The sequence below is a fragment of the Virgibacillus ainsalahensis genome (assembly GCF_055380755.1).
On record NZ_AP043943.1, the window covers coordinates 1640899 to 1662470 of the forward strand.

The 21572-nt window shown below is 36.7% G+C and carries 15 protein-coding genes; 14 read left to right on the forward strand and 1 reads right to left on the reverse strand.

Annotation, left to right across the window (positions count from 1 at the left end):
• The first annotated feature begins 23 nt into the window (after positions 1-23).
• From parE to cysK, 14 genes are all read left to right on the forward strand, one after another.
• On the forward strand, positions 24-1979 hold the full coding sequence (parE, locus tag ACZ427_RS07845) for a DNA topoisomerase IV subunit B (protein ID WP_461179526.1): 1956 nt from the start codon (positions 24-26) through the stop codon (positions 1977-1979).
• A 63-nt stretch (positions 1980-2042) separates the two neighbouring features.
• Positions 2043-4496: a DNA topoisomerase IV subunit A gene (parC, locus tag ACZ427_RS07850; protein ID WP_461179525.1), complete on the forward strand. Its 2454-nt coding sequence runs from the start codon at positions 2043-2045 to the stop codon at positions 4494-4496.
• A 97-nt stretch (positions 4497-4593) separates the two neighbouring features.
• Entirely contained in the window at positions 4594-5241 is a 648-nt protein-coding gene (locus tag ACZ427_RS07855) for a TetR/AcrR family transcriptional regulator (RefSeq protein WP_461179524.1), read from the forward strand.
• Between the two features lie 77 nt (positions 5242-5318).
• Positions 5319-6461 carry an acyl-CoA dehydrogenase family protein gene (locus ACZ427_RS07860; protein ID WP_461179523.1) on the forward strand — a complete coding sequence of 381 codons (1143 nt, stop codon included), beginning with the start codon at positions 5319-5321 and terminating at the stop codon, positions 6459-6461.
• A 23-nt stretch (positions 6462-6484) separates the two neighbouring features.
• Positions 6485-8176 (forward strand): AMP-binding protein, encoded by a 1692-nt coding sequence (locus ACZ427_RS07865; RefSeq protein WP_461179522.1) that lies wholly within the window; start codon positions 6485-6487, stop codon positions 8174-8176.
• Between the two features lie 11 nt (positions 8177-8187).
• Complete coding sequence (locus tag ACZ427_RS07870) at positions 8188-9543, forward strand: acetyl-CoA carboxylase biotin carboxylase subunit (protein WP_461179521.1); 1356 nt, start codon at positions 8188-8190, stop codon at positions 9541-9543.
• Between the two features lie 12 nt (positions 9544-9555).
• Positions 9556-9768 (forward strand): acetyl-CoA carboxylase biotin carboxyl carrier protein subunit, encoded by a 213-nt coding sequence (locus ACZ427_RS07875; RefSeq protein WP_461179520.1) that lies wholly within the window; start codon positions 9556-9558, stop codon positions 9766-9768.
• Between the two features lie 141 nt (positions 9769-9909).
• A complete protein-coding gene (locus ACZ427_RS07880) occupies positions 9910-11439 on the forward strand; it encodes an acyl-CoA carboxylase subunit beta (RefSeq protein ID WP_461179519.1) in 1530 nt (509 codons plus the stop codon).
• A 128-nt stretch (positions 11440-11567) separates the two neighbouring features.
• Positions 11568-12038 carry a CBS domain-containing protein gene (locus ACZ427_RS07885; RefSeq protein ID WP_461179518.1) on the forward strand — a complete coding sequence of 157 codons (471 nt, stop codon included), beginning with the start codon at positions 11568-11570 and terminating at the stop codon, positions 12036-12038.
• 152 nt (positions 12039-12190) lie between these two features.
• The gene (locus tag ACZ427_RS07890) at positions 12191-15772 is read left to right on the forward strand and encodes a dynamin family protein (RefSeq protein WP_461179517.1); all 3582 of its coding nucleotides are present in this window, start codon (positions 12191-12193) and stop codon (positions 15770-15772) included.
• Positions 15773-16636: a 5'-3' exonuclease gene (locus tag ACZ427_RS07895; RefSeq protein ID WP_461179516.1), complete on the forward strand. Its 864-nt coding sequence runs from the start codon at positions 15773-15775 to the stop codon at positions 16634-16636. It abuts the gene before it with no gap.
• A 405-nt stretch (positions 16637-17041) separates the two neighbouring features.
• Complete coding sequence (locus ACZ427_RS07900) at positions 17042-17872, forward strand: gamma-glutamylcyclotransferase family protein (protein ID WP_461179515.1); 831 nt, start codon at positions 17042-17044, stop codon at positions 17870-17872.
• Between the two features lie 188 nt (positions 17873-18060).
• On the forward strand, positions 18061-18507 hold the full coding sequence (locus ACZ427_RS07905; RefSeq protein ID WP_461179514.1) for a PH domain-containing protein: 447 nt from the start codon (positions 18061-18063) through the stop codon (positions 18505-18507).
• Between the two features lie 9 nt (positions 18508-18516).
• Positions 18517-19440 (forward strand): cysteine synthase A, encoded by a 924-nt coding sequence (cysK, locus tag ACZ427_RS07910; RefSeq protein ID WP_461179513.1) that lies wholly within the window; start codon positions 18517-18519, stop codon positions 19438-19440.
• A gap of 531 nt (positions 19441-19971) precedes the next feature.
• On the opposite strand, the gene ACZ427_RS07915 is transcribed toward cysK, so the two are convergent.
• Positions 19972-21498 carry an FAD-dependent oxidoreductase gene (locus tag ACZ427_RS07915; protein ID WP_461179512.1) on the reverse strand — a complete coding sequence of 509 codons (1527 nt, stop codon included), beginning with the start codon at positions 21496-21498 and terminating at the stop codon, positions 19972-19974.
• Positions 21499-21572 lie beyond the last annotated feature (74 nt).

A 21572-nucleotide genomic window follows, 5' to 3' on the forward strand; every position in this document is an offset into this window, starting at 1 on the left:
GAAAGAAAGGGGTCGACGAAGGATTGACTAATCAATCAACACAATATACAGATGATTCAATTCAAGTGCTTGAGGGGCTTGATGCTGTTAGAAAGAGACCCGGCATGTATATAGGCAGTACAGATCAGCGAGGGCTGCACCATTTAGTGTTTGAAATTGTTGATAATGCTGTCGATGAAGCATTGGCAGGATATGGTAATATAATAAAAGTAACGATTCACAATGATAACAGTATTTCAGTAGAGGATAGTGGAAGAGGAATTCCAACAGGCATGCACAGTACAGGGAAGCCAACGACGGAAGTAATTTTTACAGTTTTACATGCTGGCGGAAAGTTCGGTCAGGGTGGCTATAAAACGAGTGGAGGATTACACGGTGTTGGTGCCTCCGTTGTGAATGCGTTGTCGGAGTGGCTGGAAGTAACAATTTACCGTGAGGGCCATACATATTTTCAGCGTTTTGAAAATGGCGGTAAACCGACCGGAGCTTTAGAGAAGAAAGGTCCTACTAAGAAGAAAGGGACTGTTATTCACTATAAGCCTGATCCAGCAATATTTTCTGCAGTCATTTATGATTTTGAAACATTGTCAGAAAGATTGCGTGAGTCAGCTTTTCTATTAAAAGGATTAAAAATTGAACTAGTGGATAAACGTACAGAGGATAAGGAAGTATATCAATACCCTGATGGCCTCAAGTCATTTGTAACGTATCTGAACGAAGAAAAAGACACCTTGCATGAAGTGGTTTCCTTTGAAGGTGTACAGCAGGAACTGGAAGTAGATTTTGCTTTCCAATTTAATGATGGCTACGCGGAGAGCATGCTGTCATTTGTTAATAATGTTCGCACAAAGGATGGCGGAACACATGAATCTGGTGCTAGAACAGCAATAACAAGAACCTTTAATGACTATGCAAGAAGAACAGGTTTGTTGAAGGATAAAGATAAAAATCTGGAAGGAACTGATATCAGGGAAGGACTTACAGCAATTGTTTCTGTACGTATTCCAGAAGAAAAATTACAATTTGAAGGGCAAACAAAAGAAAAACTTGGAACTCCAACGGCTCGTTCCATCGTTGATGCAGTTGTTTCAGAAAAGCTTGCCTATTTCCTGGAAGAGAACAATGATATTTCAAATTTGCTCATAAAAAAGGCACTTAAAGCAAAAGAGGCACGTGAAGCCGCACGTAAAGCGAGGGAAGACGCGAGAACAGGGAAGAAAAAGCGAAGAAAAGACACAATGCTAAGTGGAAAGCTTACACCAGCTCAATCCAAAAACCCCAAAAGAAATGAACTATATCTAGTAGAGGGTGATTCAGCAGGTGGTTCTGCCAAACAGGGAAGAGATAGAAAATTCCAAGCTGTTCTTCCTTTACGTGGAAAAGTTATTAATACAGAAAAGGCAAAGCTGGAAGATGTTTTTAAAAATGAAGAAATATCTACAATTATTCACACCATTGGCGCTGGAGTGGGTGGAGATTTCGATATGGAAGATGTCCAATACGATAAAATTATCATCATGACAGATGCTGATACAGATGGCGCGCATATTCAAGTTCTTTTGCTTACTTTTTTCTATCGCTATATGCGTACACTTGTAGAACAGGGGAAAATATTTATTGCTTTGCCTCCTCTCTTTAAAATTTCCAAAGGTAAAGGAAAGAAGGAAAAAATCGTTTATGCTTGGAATGAAGAAGAAATGAAAAAAGCAGTAAAAGAATTCAAAAATGGATATATTATTCAGCGATATAAAGGTCTTGGTGAAATGAATGCAGATCAATTATGGGAAACTACAATGAATCCAGAGACCCGCACATTAATCCGAGTTACAATTGACGACCTTGCCAGAGCTGAACGAAGAGTTACTACATTAATGGGGGACAAAGTAGCTCCAAGAAGAAAGTGGATTGAAGGAAATGTAGAATTTGGCATGGTCGAAGATGCTAACATTTTAGAAAATAACAAAATTCATAGTGATTAGAAAAAAGCATAAAGCGTCCTTATCGATATGGTGCTTGAGCTAAATATATAAGGGGAGATTGGTTTGGCACAGCCTGAAAAATACTTGGACCTTCCTTTAGAAGAAGTAATCGGTGACAGATTTGGAAGGTATAGTAAATATATTATTCAAGAAAGAGCATTACCCGACGCAAGGGATGGTTTAAAGCCGGTGCAGCGGAGAATTTTATATGCAATGCATGAGGAGAGAAATACACATGACAGACATTTTCGTAAGTCGGCTAAAACAGTAGGTACCGTCATCGGTAACTATCACCCACATGGCGATTCTTCTGTATATGATGCTACAGTTCGATTAAGCCAGGACTGGAAAATCAGAAACGTATTAGTTGAAATGCATGGGAATAACGGTAGTATCGATGGAGACCCTCCGGCGGCAATGCGTTACACAGAGGCACGTCTTGCAAAAATAACATCCGAGCTTTTGCGTGATATTGATAAACAAACAGTTGATTTTATACCTAATTTTGACGAAACTACAGAAGAACCAATTGTATTGCCTGCTAAATTTCCTAATCTCCTTGTTAATGGTTCAACAGGAATTTCGTCTGGGTATGCAACAGATATTCCTCCACACAATTTGGAAGAAGTAATTGATGCGGTTATTATGAAAATGGATAAGCCGAATGTTACTGTCGACGATTTAATGTCAGTAATAAAAGGACCGGACTTTCCTACTGGCGGCATTATTCAAGGCATGGATGGTATTAAAAAAGCCTATGAAACCGGGCGGGGGAAAATAGTTGTCCGTGGGAAAGCAAAAATTGAAGAACTAAGAGGAAATCGCCAACAGATTGTTATTGATGAAATTCCTTATGAAGTGAATAAAGCAACCATGGTTAAAAGGATTGATGAACTCCGTATTGACCGTAAAGTTGAAGGAATTGCCGAAGTCCGTGATGAAACAGATCGTACCGGACTGCGTGTTGTTATTGAACTGAAGAAAGATGCAAATAGTGAAGGAATCTTAAATTATTTATATAAGAACACGGATTTACAAGTAACTTATCACTTCAATATGGTAGCAATTCAGGATAAAACGCCAAAATTACTATCATTGCCAAAAATTCTTGATGCCTATATTACACATCAGAAAGAAATTGTTATAAGACAGACAACCTTTGATTTAAGGAAGGCAAAAGACCGTGCACATATTGTTGAAGGGCTCATAAAGGCGATTTCGATTCTTGATGAACTACTGGTTACTATTCGCGAGTCAAAAGACAAACAGGATGCAAAAAAACGGATTATTGCTGCATATGACTTTTCAGAAGCACAGGCAGAAGCAATCGTTATGCTTCAGCTATATCGTTTAACGAACACAGATATCACAATGCTTGAAAAAGAGGCAGCTGAGTTGCAAAAAAGAATAGCTGAATTGGAATCGATCCTCAATAGTGACCAAAAACTTCATCAAACCATCAAAAAAGATCTGAGACAAATCAAAAAAACATTTTCTGATGCGAGAAGAACCATTATTGAAAAAGAGATAGAAGAGTTAAAAATTAATATTGAAGTAATGGTTGCCAGTGAAGATGTTATTGTCTCAACAACCAGTGACGGTTATATTAAACGGACTAGCCTGCGTTCCTATGGCGCTTCAAATGGCGAAGATCTTGGTATAAAAGATGGTGACCATCTCGTATCACTGGAGGAAATAAATACAACAGATAAAATATTTCTCTTTACAAATAAAGGAAAGTATTTATTTGTTCCAGTACACCAATTACCGGATATACGTTGGAAAGATATGGGTCAGCATATATCAAATATTGTATCTATTGATAAAGATGAACGGATTATTCAATGTATTCCTGTTAGGGAATTCATGGAGAATAACTATCTTATTTTCTTTACAAAAAATGGCATGATTAAGCGAAGCGAATTTAAATTATATGATGCGCAAAGGCATAACAAAGCTTTAATTGCATTAAACCTCAAAAACGATGATGAGGTTGTTGATGTTTATCAGACGAATGGTCACTCCGATGTATTTATCACATCAAATAAAGGATACGGTCTGTGGTTTCACGAATCTGAAGTGTCAACAGTTGGACAACGGGCAGCTGGGGTTAAGGCGATTCAGCTGAAAGATGAGGAGTATGTAGCGGGGGGCCAAGTGTTTGATGATTTAGACGAACCAAACCTTGTAATCCTAACGCAGCGCGGAGCGTGTAAACGAATGAAGCTGAAAGAATTTGAAAAAACAAGCAGGGCAAAAAGAGGCCTGGTAATGCTGAGAGAGTTAAAAAGCAAACCACACCGTGTAAAAGGATTTTTTGTTATTAACGAAAATGATTCATTACATTTCGAAACGTTGAATGGAGAAAAACACAGCATTTATCCATTGGAATTATCATTAAGTGATCGATACAGCAATGGTTCGTTCATTATCGATGCAGATAATAAAGGTCCTGTGGTTGATGTATGGAAAGAGGCTACTTATAATAAACCATTTGACGAACAACAAGAAAATTAAAAAAGAAGCGGCAGTTCATCAATAAAACTGTCGCTTCTTTTAAAATGAAAACGCTTTATATTTTCTGATAAGTATGATATTGTTAAATTATCTTTTTATGGGAGGAGGGTTTATAACGGATTTACGTCAAAAAATTATACAGTCATCTTTACTTTTGTTTGAAAAGCATGGGTTTCATGGTGTAACAGTAAAACAAATTGTTGAAGATGTTGGTACATCAAAGGGTGGTTTCTATCACCATTTCACCACTAAAGATGAACTGTTATTCGTTATCCATGACACATTTATTACGTATGTATTGGAGAAAGCGAAGATTGCCAATGAAACATATGATTCACCAACAAAGAAATTGCAAGCAATCGTTAAAGATTTTGTAAAAGTATTTGATATTTATAAACCTTATATCGTTGTTTTTTATCAGGAAAATGTTTATTTGAAATCCCAGTATGAACTACAAATTAAGAAAAAGCGTGATCAATTTAAACAGATGATTAAGCAAGCTATTCATGAAGGTAAAGAATGTGGCGAGTTCCGTGAGAATCTGCCGGTTGAGATAACTACGATGGCAATTTTAGGTATGGTTAACTGGACATATAAGTGGTACCAGCAATCCGGACACAAATCCATTGATGAAATCGGAGATATTTTTGTTGATTTAATATTGCATGCAGTTTTACAGATCGAAACAATAGCTGGCAAGGAATATGAAAACGTTCTCATTGAAAAGCCTTTCTTCTCGGCTTAGGCTTTATTACTTTCTATTATTATGATGGAGTCAGACCAACCAGTCGGTCTTACGTTGTAAATCACAGGAGGCATATCATGAATTTTGAATTATCAAAAGAACAGCTTATGATAAAAAAAATGGTGAAAGAATTTGCGGATGAAGTAATACAACCCAGAGCTATTGAAATTGATACAGAAGCAAAATTTCCAGTTGATATCTTCACTCAGATGGGTGAACTGGGATTACTGGGGATTCCTTTTCCCGAGAATTATGGCGGCTCAGGTGGAGATACGATTTCATACGCCTTAGCAGTTGAAGAAATTGGACGGGTATGTGGAAGCACCGGTCTCAGCTATGCTGCAGCTGTATCACTTGGGGCCAGTCCAATCTATTATTTTGGCACAGAGAAACAAAAGGAAGAGTTTTTAACACCATTAGCTGAAGGAAAGGCATTAGGATCTTTTGGATTGACGGAACCTAACGCTGGTTCAGATGCTGGTGGAACAAAGACAACTGCTACAATGGATGGTGATGACTATGTGATTAATGGTGAAAAATGTTTTATTACAAACGCCAGCTTTGCCAAAACAATTATTGTCACCGCCGTTACTGGTAAAAATGAGAACGGGAAAAACATCATTTCAGCAATTATCGTCCCAGCAGATACAGATGGAGTAAAAATAACCAGCAATTATGACAAAATGGGAGTACGCGGATCTGATACGGCAGAAATTGTGTTAGAAAACGTACGTGTACCAAAAGAAAATCTATTAGGTGATCCTGACAAAGGTTTTAAGCAATTTCTGTATACATTGGATGGTGGAAGAATTTCCATTGCAGCTCTCGGTTTAGGGATTGCTCAAGGCTCATTGGATAAAGCGTTAGGTTATGCGAAAGAAAGAAAACAGTTTGGGAAACCAATTTCCAGTTTCCAGGCCATTCAATTTAAACTTGCAGATATGTCTATGGAAGTTGAGCTTGCCAGAAACATGGTGCATAAAGCAGCCTGGTTAAAAGATAATGACAAGCCATTTGGCAAAGAGGCGGCCTATGCAAAGCTTTATGCTACAGAAACCGCTTTTCGTACAGCGAATCAGGCTATTCAAATTCATGGCGGATATGGGTATATGCGTGAATATGAAGTAGAAAGGTATTTACGTGATGCAAAACTATTGGAAATAGGTGAAGGAACATCTGAAATTCAGCGTTTAGTGATTGCTAGACAACTAGGTTGTTAGTAAAAAGCGAAAGGGGAAAATAAATGTCTCTTAATACGTTAACTGTTGGTGAATTGTTAGAAGAACAGGTGAATTTATATCCCGATCATGAAGCAGTCGTCTACCCAGAGTTAAATTTAAGAAAAACCTATAAACAGTTTGATGAAATGGTGAATCAGGCTGCTAAAGGATTCATGTCTTTAGGTATTGAAAAGGGTGAAAATGTTGCGATTTGGGCTGATAATAAACCTGAATGGCTGACATCCCAATTTGCTTCAGGAAAAACTGGTGCGGTACTCGTTACGGTAAATACCAGTTATCAAGCGAAGGAATTGGAATATCTTTTAAAGCAATCGGAAGCGACTACTCTAATAATGGCGGAAAGTTATAAAGGAAGTTCCTACCTGGATATTCTAAAAGAAGTGTGTCCCGAGCTTGAGGATGCTAAAAAAGGTCGGCTGCAATCAGATGTACTGCCTAATTTAAAAAATATAATTGTGATTGGGGAGAAGGATTATCCATATGCCTTTACATGGCAGGAAATAATAGATAGAGGGAATGAAGTCAGCACAGAAGAATTAGCACAACGTAAATACTCATTACATGATAGAGGGAATGAAGTCAGCACAGAAGAATTAGCACAACGTAAATACTCATTACATTATGATGATGTAATTAATATGCAATATACATCTGGAACTACTGGTTTTCCCAAGGGGGTTATGCTAACACATCATAATATCGTAAATAATGGAAGCCAAATTGCTGATTGTATGAAGCTGACAAATGAAGACAAATTATGCATTCCAGTTCCATTTTTTCATTGCTTTGGTTGTGTTTTAGGAGTACTAGCTGCAGTTTCGAAAGGTACTACGATGGTGCTTTTGGAACAATTCAACCCTGAAAAAGTATTACAGGCTATATCGGAAGAAAGATGTACCGGTCTCCATGGTGTGCCGACAATGTTTATTTCTGTGTTGAATCATCCTGATTTTAATGATTATGATTTATCAAATCTAAGAACAGGTATAATGGCTGGGTCTCCATGTCCAATGGAAGTAATGACAGATGTTATGAATAAAATGGGTGCAAAGGAAATTACAATTGCCTATGGACAAACAGAATCATCACCTGTCATAACTCAAACAAAAACAAATGATCCAATCGAATTGAAAGTAAGTACAGTATGCAAACCACATCCGAATGTCGAAGTGAAAGTAGTTGTGCCAGGAACAAATAATCAACAGGAGACTGGATTACCAGGGGAACTGCTTACTCGAGGTTATCATGTCATGAAGGGGTATTATAATAACGAAAAAGCAACAAATGAAGCGATTGATGAAGATGATTGGCTTCATACTGGAGATTTAGCTGTCATGTATGAAAATGGCTATCTTGAGATTACCGGGCGAATGAAAGATATGATTATACGTGGTGGAGAAAATGTCTATCCACGTGAAATAGAAGAATTTCTATATCAGCATCCTAATGTATTGGATGTTCAAGTCATTGGGATTCCAGATGAAAAGTATGGGGAAGAAATTTTGGCTTCGATTATTTTGAAAGATAATAAACAAACGACTCCAGAAGAAATCCGGGATTTTTGTAAAGGGAATATTTCCAGACATAAGATTCCAATGTATATTGATTTTGTCGATGAATATCCAATGACTGCAAGTGGGAAAATCCAGAAATTCAAACTGAGGGAACAAGCAATCGAGACAACTTCAAAATAAGGGGAGAGTTTATGATTAACAAAATACTCATAGCAAATCGTGGTGAAATTGCAGCTCGAATCATCCGGACTTGCAGGGAGCTTAATATTCAAAGTGTTGCAGTCTATTCAGAGGCAGACCAACATGCACCTTTTGTTACAATGGCCGATGAAAGTTTTTTGATTGGACCCCCTCGAGTGAATGATAGCTATTTAAATATGGGAAAAATAATTTCTGTTGCTAAAGAATCAGGCGTTGATGCAATTCATCCCGGGTATGGCTTTTTAAGTGAAAGTGATCAATTTGCTCAAAGATGCAGAGAAGAAGATCTGGTTTTCATCGGTCCTTCTAGTGATGTGATGAAACAAATGGGAAGCAAAATCGCTGCAAGAAAAGCGATGCAGAATGCAGGAGTACCTATTGTTCCAGGAACGGATGAAGCCATACCATCTGTTGAAGAAGCTGTTGAAATAGCCCAAACGATTGGTTACCCGATCATGTTAAAAGCATCTGCCGGTGGTGGCGGTATTGGCATGCAAGTAGTCGAATCAGATGAACAATTAACAAAGGCTTTTGAGAGTAATTCCGAGCGTGCCTTATCATTTTTCGGTGATGGGTCTATGTTTATGGAGAAGAAAATAGAGAATGCCAGACACATAGAAATCCAACTGCTGGCGGATCATCATGGCAATGTTGTTCATTTATTTGAAAGAGAGTGTTCCATTCAACGTCGAAATCAAAAAGTTATTGAAGAGGCTCCATCAACATTCATTTCAGAGGAAACGAGAATAGCCATGGGTGAGGCAGCAATCAGTGCAGCGAAATCGCTGGGTTATACAAATGCAGGCACCATTGAATTTTTAGTTGACGCAAGTGAGAATTTTTATTTCCTTGAAATGAATACGAGAATTCAAGTAGAGCATCCAATTACAGAAGAAATAGCGGGTCTGGATATTGTAGAAGCTCAAATTTATATTGCTGATGGTAATCGATTAAAAATAAAACAGGATGATTTAAAAATCAATGGGCATGCCATTGAAGTGCGAATTTATGCGGAGGATCCTATCACCTTTTTCCCGTCACCTGGACATATTTCATTATTTGAAACGCCAACCGGTGCTAATATCCGAAATGAAACATCCGTAACGGAAAATTATGATGTGACACCGTTTTATGATCCGATGATTGGAAAATTAATTGTAAAAGAAAAAACAAGAGACGAAGCAATAGCATCGCTAACAGAAGCACTCCTTCAGTATAAAGTGGAAGGAATTAAAACAAATATACCGATGTTGTTACAAATACTGGAAAATGAACACTTCCAAAAAGGAAATACTACCACAGCATTTGTCGAGAATCATTATTCACCTAAACAAAAAACAAAATGAGGAGGAATTATAATGCAGGAAATTAAAGCAAGTATGGCAGGAAATGTCTGGAAAATTGTTGTAAGCGAAGGAGAAAGTGTAGAGGAAGATCAGGATATCGTTATTCTTGAATCAATGAAAATGGAAATCCCTATAGCTGCCGAAGATGATGGAACAGTACAAGAAATAAAAGTAGCTGAAGGAGATTTTGTCAACGAAGGCGATATAATTGCGATAATTGATTGAAATCAACAAGGTAACCTGTACAACCAAAGCAGTGACAGCAGAGGGAGCATTACATAGGGGCTTGTGGAAACAGGTGACCTTCGCTTGAGGGTTTATTCGATGAATTTGTTAAATTGAGGGATTTTTAGCAGGAGGTAGACTATGTCTTATGTAGAAAATTTACAAGACCGAATTTCGAGAATAGAAAACGGTGGCAAGACGAAATATCATGAAAAGAACGCGGAACAAGGTAAGCTTTTTGTTCGCAAACGATTAGAATTACTATTTGATGAGGGTGTAAATATAGAAGATGCTTTTTTTGCAAACTGTATGGATGATTCATTGCCCTCAGATGGAGTAGTAACAGGAATTGGCAAAATTAATGGACAATCCGTATGTGTTATGGCAAATGATTCCACTGTAAAAGCAGGATCATGGGGTAAACGAACGGTGGAAAAGATTATTCGTATTCAGGAAACCGCATTAAAGCTGGAAATCCCAATTCTATATTTGGTTGATTCAGCTGGAGCTAGAATTACAGATCAAATTGAAATGTTCCCAGGACGTCGAGGAGCAGGACGAATTTTTCATAACCAAATCAAATTATCCGGCCGGGTCCCACAGGTTTGTTTATTATTCGGGCCGTCCGCTGCAGGAGGCGCGTATATACCTGCTTTTTGTGATATTGTTATCATGGTTGATGGAAATGCATCGATGTACTTGGGCTCGCCAAGGATGGCTGAAAAAGTTATCGGGGAAAAGGTCAGTCTTGAAGAAATGGGTGGAGCTAAAATGCATACCTCAGTATCCGGTGTTGGTGATGTATTAGTAAAATCCGAGGAAGAGGGCATCAAATATTCACGCAACTATTTAACATATTTTCCAGCTAACTTTAGAGAAAAGCCTGATAAAGTTGAACCAAAAGAAATAAAAGCAGTTGAGAAATCAATTACAGATTTAATCCCCGAGAATCCAAACGCTCCTTTCAATATGTATGATGTTATTGGCCAAATCATTGATGAAGACAGCTTTTGCGAAATAAAAAAGAAATTTGCTAAAGAATTAATTACTGGACTTGCAAGAATAGATGGTAAAACAATTGGAATTATTGCAAATCAGCCTCGGATGAAGGGTGGCGTACTATTTCCGGATTCAGCTGATAAAGCTGCAAAGTTTATTCAGTTATGTGACGCGTTTAATATTCCTTTATTGTTCCTGGCAGACGTTCCAGGATTTATGATTGGTACACATGTCGAGCGGGCTGGTATTATTCGGCACGGGGCTAAAATGCTGGCAACAATGAGTGAAGCAACGGTTCCGAAAATTTCAGTTATTGTTAGAAAAGCATTTGGAGCAGGATTGTATGCAATGGCCGGTCCGGCATTTGAACCGGACTGCTGTATTGCTCTTCCAACTGCACAAATTGCAGTAATGGGACCGGAAGCGGCTGTAAATGCTGTTTATGCAAATAAGATTGCAGAACTTCCCGAAGAAGATAGAGATACATTCATAAAAGAAAAGCAAGATGAGTATAAGGATGAAATCGATATTTATCGTCTTGCATCGGAAATGGTTATTGATGCTGTCGTGGAACCGGCAAATTTAAGAGATGAACTAACGCGCCGTTTTTCTGTATATGAAGCGAAAAATGTTAACTTTACACAAAGAAAACATGGTGTCTATCCAGTTTAAAGGATGAAAAAGCTTTGGTATAAATATAATACCAAAGCTTTTTTTGCGGTTAAGAGATGTTCTACTATGATATAATTAATCCAATTAACTATAACAATATTATGTTAATCAGGATACGGAGGGAAATAATGAAAATCAAAGAGTTTATGATTGAGGATGTAATTAGTGTGAAAGAAGAAATGACAATAAAAGAATTATTGGAAATCCTTGTATCCAACAAAATAGGGGGAGTTCCAGTGGCCAGTGATGATCATACATTACTGGGTATTATCAGCGATGGTGATGTTATTCGATACCTACAGCCACAAGGAAGAACTGTCTATGATATGTTCACCCTTATTTTAGTCAATGAAAAAGAAGATCTTGCTCACCGTTTAAAATATTCCATGACGCGTCAGGTAAAAGAAATAATGAGAGCCAAAAAAATCCAGTCCGTCAAACCTGAAGATAATATAGAAAAAGCATTAGATATTTTTTCGAAGTATCATATAAAAAAGATTCCGGTTGTTGATAACAGTAATCATATAGTTGGTGTTGTAAGTCGCGGTGATGTAATACAGTACATTACTTCTCATTTAATCGATGAATCAGAAGTGTAATTTAATTACATGACAAGGTAGAAAAAGCAAGGTTATTCTCGTATAATAAACCTTAGAATTGTTAATTGTGAAGGGAAATGACCAATTTGCTATTAAAAGATATAAATAAACCTCAAACGAAATCAAAAGATTTAGTAGCCTTGCATAAAGCTATGACTGAAAATAAAGATCCAATTAACGCAACAAAAATCATGGAAATGTTTGAAAAAAATCAGAAAGAAGAATTGATAGTCAGTTTCGCAGGCCATTTTTCTGCTGGAAAATCATCCATGATAAATTCACTTTTAGGAGAAGATATTTTACCCAAGAGCCCAATCCCGACAAGTGCAAATGTAGTAAAAATTAACTCCGGGGAAGGTGTAGCACGGGTATTTTTCAAACATCAGCTGCCTGTAGAATATCAAGAGCCTTACGATATAGATATGATAAAGGAATATTCGAAAGATAAAGATGCCATTAAAAAAATTGAGATTAGTACCGCAAAGAACCTTTTACCTGCAGGGGCATCTATTATGGATACTCCCGGAATTGATGCTGCAGATGATGCTGATCGTTTAATGACCGAATCTTCTATGCATCTGGTTGATGTATTGTACTATGTAATGGATTATAACCACGTTCAATCAGAGGTTAATCTACAATTTTTAAAGTCCGTTCAAAAGAAAAAAATCCCATATTATGTGATTATTAATCAAGTTGATAAGCATGATGAATCAGAAATAGCATTTGAAATGTTTAATGGTAGTGTTGTTCAAACATTTGATTTATGGGGGTTAAATCCAGAAGAGATTTTTTATTCCTCTATCCTTTATCCTGATACCGAATATAATCAATTCAACGAAATAAAGCGTACACTCTTTTCGATAATGGAGAGTGAGAAAGCATTTTACTTCAATATAGATAACGCGGTAAACCAGATCGTAAATGAACATAAACATTTTTTAAAGCTGCAATTTGAAGATGAGTTGTCGGTGCATCAAACAGATAATGATGTGAATCAAAGTAGTTTGGGGGTAATAGAAGAACTTGAATCTCAAGTAAAACTGCTTACTGATGAACCAGCGGAAATGAAGGAAGCCTTTACAAATGAACTGAAAAACACTTTAAAAAATGCCTATCTGATGCCATCCAGTTTACGGGACAAAGCTCAAAAATTTCTGGAATCACAGAAAAGTGACTTTAAAATCGGTTTATTTGGATCGAAAAAACGGACTGCAGAAGAAAGAGAAAGTAGAGCATCAGCCCTTTTATCATCCCTACAGGAGAATATAGAGGCATCTGTCCAATGGAAATTAAGGGACAAATTTATTAACATCTTAAAACGTTATGATATAAATGAACCAAAGCTTCAAAAACAGGTCCAGGAGTTATCGGTCACATACACAGAGAAAGATCTGTTAAATTTAATTAAACCAGGGGCACAGGTAAATGGGGATTATGTGTTAAATTATACAAATGATCTGGCCGCTGATATTAAGAGTAAGTATAAACGAGAATCACTTCAACTCTATGAAACTATTCATCGGTTTTTAACGCGTAAAAATAAAGAATTGATCGAGGAATACGAGAAGCAGCTTACACAGCTTCAGGAAGCCCGTGAGCTGAAAGCAAAGCAGGATTCTCTTCGAATTGAATTAGATGAGAAATATAGCTTTATAGATAATCAGCTTGATTCTGCCGTGATGGATCAGGAATGGTTGGAACTACTCCAAAGAGAGATTGAATCAAAAGAGCAGTCTGTACCTGCTGCAGATCATTTTGAACAAACCTGCAAGGAGGATATTCCAAAACCAATCGATCAGGTGGAAAATGAACCAGTAAAAGAAGAGATGAGACAAACCGATTCAATACAAAGAGTAACCGAAAGTGTCGATCAAACACTTCAAATAATTGAAGATTTACCTGGGTTTCAGGCATTTAGTCAGGATCTTGAGAGCAAGCACCACCGTTTAACAAACCGTTCCTATACAATCGCGCTTTTTGGTGCGTTCAGTGCAGGTAAATCATCGTTTGCGAATGCTTTACTCGGAGAAAGTGTATTACCTGTGTCTCCTAATCCGACAACGGCTGCAGTCAATCGTATTTGTCCTCCAACTAAATCAAATCCGCACGGGACTGTTGTTGTTACATTGAAAAATCATGAAACATTGAAAAACGATTTACTCATGATTACGAAGAATTTTTCACCGATGGAAACAGATTTTTCCGGATTATTGCAGTGGATTCAAGAGAAAGAAATTCATCAGGATGATCAATTAAATAAAATGTACCAGACGTATTTGAAAGCAATGATTGCTGGTTTTCAGGAAAATGAAACGTATATCGGAAAAAAAATAACAATCACACTAGAGGAATTTGCAGCATATGTAACGGATGAAACAAAGGCGTGCTATATTGAATCTATCGATCTTTATTATGATTCTCCACTGACGGATCAGGGGATTACGCTCGTTGATACACCTGGTGCTGACTCAGTGAATGCCCGTCATACAAATGTGGCGTTTGAATATATTAAACACGCTGATGCCATCCTGTATGTCACTTATTATAATCATGCACTATCCAGGGCAGATAAAGACTTTCTCATGCAATTAGGGCGTGTGAAAGAGGCGTTTGAACTGGATAAGATGTTTTTCATTGTCAACGCTGCTGATTTGGCAGCAAATCTTGAGGAACTAAAATTAGTTACCGATTATGTGAAGGAACAATTAATTCAATTAGGAATCCGATTCCCACGATTATACCCGGTTTCAAGTAAACAATCATTACAAAATAAACAAGATAAACAAGTACTGAATGAAAACATGCAGCATTTCGAAGAGGGATTTTATCAATTTATTCATAATGACCTGGCAGCACTGACCGTTAAATCTACGTTATGGGATATAAAACGTGTTCAACAGACAATGCGTCATTATATAGAAGCATTAAACATGAATGAGAAAGAAAAAGAAAAACAACAGCGTGATCTATTATCCAAAAAAGAATTATTAGAGGAAAATATTGCAACATTGGAAACACATGTCTATATTGAACAAATCGAACAAAAAATAGAGAAACAATTATTCTATGTGTTGGAAAGAATAACCATCAGATATCATGATATGTTTAAGGAAACCTTCAATCCGACTACAATAACGGAATCAGGCAGAAAGGCACAGACGCAATTGAGAACTAGTCTGCAGAACCTTATTGATTATGTTGGTTTTGAATTACTTCAGGAAATTCAGGCTGTTTCGTTAAGAGTTGAAAAGTTCATTCATCTACAGGCAACTGAAGTGTATGATGATATGCAACAACAGGAAAAAAAGATCGATGAGACGCTTGTTTTTCCAGAATTTGAACCTTCAGCAGTTGAAACTCCGGTATATGAACAAGCTTTCAAACAAATGGATACCTCTGAATTCAATCAGACACTTGCTAAATTTAATGGAACAAAAGCATTCTTTGTTAAGAATGAGAAGGAATTAATGAAAGAAAATATTTTTAGTGGCTTAGAACCCCAGGCAAAACAGTATTTGGAAGACAATAAGACGATTATGAGTACAGAATATTTAAGTCAATGGGAAGCTATCATCGAGGATATCAGAAGAGAAGCAGTGCAACATATACAACAGCATATTAACAGCTATCTGGAAATGATGAATGCGCCAATCGATATGATACGTCTATCTGAAAAACAACAGGAATTGGATTCAATTATAGATAAACATGATATAAAGGAAGTGCAATAAATGGAAAGAAAAAGAGTCTTGTTAGTTGATGGAATGGCCTTATTATTCCGCGGTTTTTTTGCTACAGCTTTCAGGGGAAATTATATGAAAACAAGCAAGGGCATTCCCACAAATGGTGTATATCAGTTTATGCGTTATTTTTTGGATGCAGTCGATACATTTCAACCCAGTCATATTATCTGTTGCTGGGATATGGGTAGTAAAACATTCCGTACAGAGATGTATGAGGGATATAAAGCGAACAGAGATGAACCGCCTGTAGAACTAATTCCGCAATTCGACCTTATTAAAGAAGTAGTCGAGGCCTTTAATATGCCGAATATAGGATTGGAAAATTTTGAAGCTGATGATTGTATTGGCACATTAGCTAAGCTGTACGGATCTGATAATGACGTTATCATCCTGACCGGTGATCAGGATATTCTGCAACTGGTAGATGAGGGAATACAGGTTGCAATTATGAAAAAAGGCCAGGGTAATTATGAAATATATGATCACATCAACTTTTTTGAGAAGAAAGGGATAACACCTGAACAAATCATAGATTTAAAAGGGTTAATGGGAGATTCGGCAGATAACTACCCAGGTGTAAAAGGAATAGGCGAAAAAACAGCCTTAAAACTTCTTCGGGAATATGAGAATATCGATAATTTGCTTGAAAACATTGAAAATCTGCCAAATGGGGTACAAACAAAGATAAAATCGAATATTGATATGCTTCATTTATCACGTTCACTCGCGGAAATTAAATGTGATGTCCCGGTTACTTGTGAACTGGATACCGCATTATGGAAATATGACAAATCTAAGGTTGGAGAAAAGTTTGCCGAACTGGAATTTAAAAATCTTGCCAACCTGATATAATCATTAGCCCTTGCAATGAAGTATAGAGCTCCTGCACGTAACTATGTGCAGGAGCTTTTTTAATTTCACATTAACAACTTCAAATGATAAAGATCTATGAACAAGGGGGAACACTAATATTCTTATACCCCTCCGAATATGTACCAGGATAATGAATCAACCCTAAATGAGAACTCTTGATTTATATATGGTTTCCCCCATATTTAGAGCCATTTCACAAAAAGGCTTTATACGGGATGGGCGTATATGTATATACCCTGGCCATTTTATGAAATACATAGTGGGGGTATATACAAAATATAGAGGGGTATATATTTTCCGGTTTTGACTGTTTTGGTTTTTCCATGTAAATTCAATAAAAGACATTTAATTACCCAAACAAATGGTAAAGAAGAGGAGGATATGATGAGTTGTATTTTTGTATATGGAACATTATTAAAAGGAGAAAGAAATCATTCGCTCTTAAAAGACGCAATATGCAGATATCAGCACGCTTGGATATATGGGAAATTATTTGATACAAATAGAGGATATCCGGTGATGAAACAGGATGATAAAGTAAAAATATACGGAGAGATTTACGAAGTGACTGGTGAACAATTGAAACAAATAAATAAGCTTGAAGGCTATAAAGAAACTGAAAGGACAGCAGCAACTGCATATAACGACATGAATGAAGCTTTACAGGTTGTAACTTATACAACCAGAGTCACTCCTGCTAATTCCAATAAGGTTGTTCCCTTTGGCAATTGGAAGGTTTATAACTACCTAAAGCATGAAAAAATATTTTACTTTGCCTATGGTTCGTGTATGGATGATGAACGATTTAAATTAGCTAAGGTTGATAAGTACTTTAAAGCAATCACTGGCAGAGGTGTTTTGGATGACCACGGATTTCGGTTCACAAGGGACTCTTCAGATGGCGGGAAAGCTGACCTGATTGAGTCGAGGGGAGAAATAGTAGAAGGTGTTGTTTATAAAGTCCCTTTGGAAGCTGTCGATTATTTATATGAACGAGAAGGTGTTTACAGTAATGCTTATCGGCCAGCCATCGTCCAACTCAAGCTCCATGACGGTGAAATAATAGAGGCAATTACATTTATAGGTGTCAGCAAGAGTAAGGAAACGAAACCTACCAACCGCTATGCAACCGAAATTATTCGTGGTGCCAGGGGCGTTTTAAGTCAAAACTATATCAAACAATTAGATCGGCGGATTAATCAGTTAATGATTTAATTTTTAAGTAATTCGATTGTGAGTGGAAGGACGGAAGTTAAGGCATTAAAGACAATCAATAACTCTTAAGGATATCTAATAAGGAAACTGTATCAAGTGATGAAGCTTCCTTATTCCGATAAAATATGTTGGTATATTCCCGTTTTTGAGATATAATTGGATTACTAACACGGTAAGGAGATTTTATAATGTATTTCCAGTCAAGAAAAGATACGTGGATTACGCTGCTGATATGGGGAATAGCTCTCATAGGTATTCTGGTACCTCTCCTGAGTGGATATTTATCAGGAGTATTGTTTGTGTTACCACTTTCTCTGCTTTTATTATGGTTTTGGTTTAGTACCGGATATAAGATAGAAGGAAATAAAATCAAGGTTAGATATGGACCGCTCCGTTTGAAAGTTAAAATTGAGGATATTTTGGAGATTAGAAAGGTGAAAAATATATTTGCTGCACCTGCATTATCGATCCATCGACTGGAAATTTATGCCGGAAGATATAACATTATTTCTATCTCCCCCCGCAATGAAAAGGAGTTCATTGATGAGCTTGTAAAAATCAACCCCAATCTTGAAAACAGTAAAAATTTTATAAAAAATAAACCACACAGTAATAGTAATAAAGGAAAGGAATGAAAGTTTTACATGAGAGTAGTCAATAATATAACAGAATTAATTGGCAATACACCTATCGTAAAATTAAATAAGCTTGTTCCTGAGGGGGCAGCTGATGTTTTTATTAAACTGGAAGCATTTAATCCAAGCAAAAGCGTAAAGGACCGGGCAGCCTATAATATGATTAAGGTAGCAGAAGAACAGGGACTGATTAAACCAGGGGACACAATCATTGAGCCAACAAGCGGAAATACCGGGATAGGCTTAGCCATGAACGCCTCAGCAAAAGGGTATCATGCAATAATGGTTATGCCTGATAACAGTACCATGGAACGAAGAAACATTTTAAAAGCCTATGGTGCAGAAGTCGTATTAACTCCAAGCGATGAGAAAATGCCTGGAGCGATAAATAAAGCGCTTGAGCTGCAAAAAGAAATACCTGGATCCTTCATTCCTCAACAATTTAAAAATACAGCAAATCCTGATATCCATCGAACAACAACTGCACTTGAGATTTATGAACAAATGGACGGAAAACTTGCTTCCTTTGTCTGTACTGCCGGCACAGGTGGAACTGTAACTGGTACAGGCGAAGCTTTAAAAGAAAAATTACCTGGATTACATATTGCAGTTGTCGAACCAAAAGGATCTCCAGTTCTATCAGGAGGAAAACCCGGAAAGCATAAGCTTGTAGGAACAAGCCCGGGTTTTGTACCGGAAATTTTAAATACTGACGTTTACGATGAAATTATTCAAATAGAGGACGATGATGCTGTAAATATCTTAAGAGAACTCGCACAGATTGAGGGGATATTTCTTGGCCCTTCAGGCGCGGCGGCAGTTTTTGCTGCCATTAAGGTTGCAAAAAAATTAGGAGAAGGGAAACAGGTTGTATGTATTGCCCCTGATTCAGGAGAACGATATTTGAGCATGGATTTATTTGATGAGCAGTAAGAGGCATAACCCCCATCTGATATGAAGGTGGGGGTTTGCTATGGATTTTATAATTTATGTGTGCAACTTGAATTTAAGGGAATTAAAACCAATTACTTTTAATAACCGATTGATTACACAAAATCTTTTATAAAAGTTATATTAATCAGATTTAAAACAAGTGATGTCGGTACAGGAAATTCAAGACGGAATTAGAACTAATGGAATTAAAACTGAAAAAATTTTGTAATTGATAAACAAGTTATAGAATGATTTGTTTATCTAAAGGTCTATTAATTTTAATGTTGAAATAAAGACCAGGAGAAAAAAGTTTGGAAACAGAGAGGGAAGTGTAAAACTATTTTCTAATGCACCCCTCCATTTTTAAATATTTTCTAGTTTACATAATATTTATTATAGGAAGTTATATAATTAGAGGTAATTCCCGTCTCATTATTAAAGTATACTTGTGATAGTGAGATAAAATAAAAAAATTACGCCATAAACAGTATAAAAATTTATAGCGTAATTTTTTTATTTTAGTTATTATAGTTAATCATTTTCAATTTTAGTTAACGGTTCTTTTGCTGGACCTTCAATTACATCACCTTCATATGAAAATCTCGATCCATGACACGGACAATCCCACGTACGATCTCCAGAATTCCATTCGACTTCACATCCTAAATGTGTACAGGTCGTATCAACCATGTGAAGTTTTCTGTCTGTATCTCTGTATACGCCTGTGCGTTTACCTTTGATCCGTGTTATAGTAGCATCATCACCAGCAAGCTCATTAATATTACTTTTAGTGTTTTCCAGCTTACCTTTAATCATATGCTTTGCTACATCCGCATTAATTCTTGTGAATTTCCTTACAGCTGGATCTGCCTGAAATCTTGATGGCATGAATACTTCTTTATAGGGATTATCTCTATTTAAAATATTATCCGTTAGTATAGTTGCAGCGATCGTTCCATTTGTCATGCCCCATTTGCGAAACCCTGTTGCTACCAGGATATTATCCTCGTTTTTTGTGATAGGCCCAATATACGGTACTTTATCTAAAGTTGTTAAATCTTGGGCTGACCAGCGATAGGAAAAATCCTTAATACTAATATACTTCTTTGCAAATTCTTTTAATTCATTATAATGAGTGATTGTTGATTCACCTTGACCTGTTTTGTGATTCTCCCCACTTACAATCCAGAGCTCCTCCCCATTCATATCCGCTTTTCGTATGGATCTAGTCGGTGATTCTGCATTGATGTACATACCTCCGGGAAATTTTTTTGTAGATTTGAAACCGATTACATAAGAACGTTCAGCATACATTCTAGTAAAATAAAAACTTTCCTTATCATAGAACGGAAAATGTGAAGCAGAAATTATATAGTTACATGTAACACGATGACCATCCTTTATGTAAATACTCGGTTTTTCATTAAATTCCACGTCTGTTGCAATAGTTTTTTCATAAAATTGTGCGCCATTATTAATACTTTCTTCAGTAAGGACTTTTAAATATTTCAAAGGATGAAATCTTGCCTGGTTTTTCATACTTAATGCTGCTTTTAATGGTACATTAAATGGCATCTTATCGGCAATTTCACTATCTATTTTAAGTTGGTCATAGGCTTTTTTTTCATTTTCCAAACGTTGAATATATGATTCTGCATTCGTATAGATATAGGCATCTTCTTCTTTATAGTCACAATCGATATGATGTTGCTCGATTGTTTCTTTAATAAATCGCTTGGCTTCTTCAGATGCTTGATAATATTGTGATGCTTTGTCTATACCGAAATGCTGGATCAATTCATCATATATAAGTCCATGCTGGGCTGTTACTTTTGCAGTGGTATGTCCGGTAGTACCGTTTAGAATTTCTCCGGCATCAAGCAATATTACTTTCAAATTTTGTTTCGATAGCAAGTAAGCTGCTGTTATTCCTGTAATGCCACCGCCAACAATCCCCACATCGGCATGAAGTGACTTGTCAAGTTTTGGAAAGGAAGGTAGTTTAACGGAATCACGCCAGAAAGGTTCTGGGTATTGTGGGATTTTAGATTCATTCATTTATAATCGCTCCTTATTAGATTGTGCTGTACATATTATTATCTTTGAAGCTGAAAATATGTATTTGGTCTAAT

Bases quoted from the DNA above. Each gene is read 5' to 3' on its own strand.
- ACZ427_RS07855 (WP_461179524.1), top strand. From the start codon at position 4,594: ATGGGAGGAGGGTTTATAACGGATTTACGTCAAAAAATTATACAGTCA.
- ACZ427_RS07860 (WP_461179523.1), top strand. From the start codon at position 5,319: ATGAATTTTGAATTATCAAAAGAACAGCTTATGATAAAAAAAATGGTG.
- ACZ427_RS07865 (WP_461179522.1), top strand. From the start codon at position 6,485: ATGTCTCTTAATACGTTAACTGTTGGTGAATTGTTAGAAGAACAGGTG.
- ACZ427_RS07870 (WP_461179521.1), top strand. From the start codon at position 8,188: ATGATTAACAAAATACTCATAGCAAATCGTGGTGAAATTGCAGCTCGA.
- ACZ427_RS07875 (WP_461179520.1), top strand. From the start codon at position 9,556: ATGCAGGAAATTAAAGCAAGTATGGCAGGAAATGTCTGGAAAATTGTT.
- ACZ427_RS07880 (WP_461179519.1), top strand. From the start codon at position 9,910: ATGTCTTATGTAGAAAATTTACAAGACCGAATTTCGAGAATAGAAAAC.
- ACZ427_RS07885 (WP_461179518.1), top strand. From the start codon at position 11,568: ATGAAAATCAAAGAGTTTATGATTGAGGATGTAATTAGTGTGAAAGAA.
- ACZ427_RS07890 (WP_461179517.1), top strand. From the start codon at position 12,191: ATGACTGAAAATAAAGATCCAATTAACGCAACAAAAATCATGGAAATG.
- ACZ427_RS07895 (WP_461179516.1), top strand. From the start codon at position 15,773: ATGGAAAGAAAAAGAGTCTTGTTAGTTGATGGAATGGCCTTATTATTC.
- ACZ427_RS07900 (WP_461179515.1), top strand. From the start codon at position 17,042: ATGAGTTGTATTTTTGTATATGGAACATTATTAAAAGGAGAAAGAAAT.
- ACZ427_RS07905 (WP_461179514.1), top strand. From the start codon at position 18,061: ATGTATTTCCAGTCAAGAAAAGATACGTGGATTACGCTGCTGATATGG.
- cysK (WP_461179513.1), top strand. From the start codon at position 18,517: ATGAGAGTAGTCAATAATATAACAGAATTAATTGGCAATACACCTATC.
- ACZ427_RS07915 (WP_461179512.1), bottom strand. From the start codon at position 21,498: ATGAATGAATCTAAAATCCCACAATACCCAGAACCTTTCTGGCGTGAT.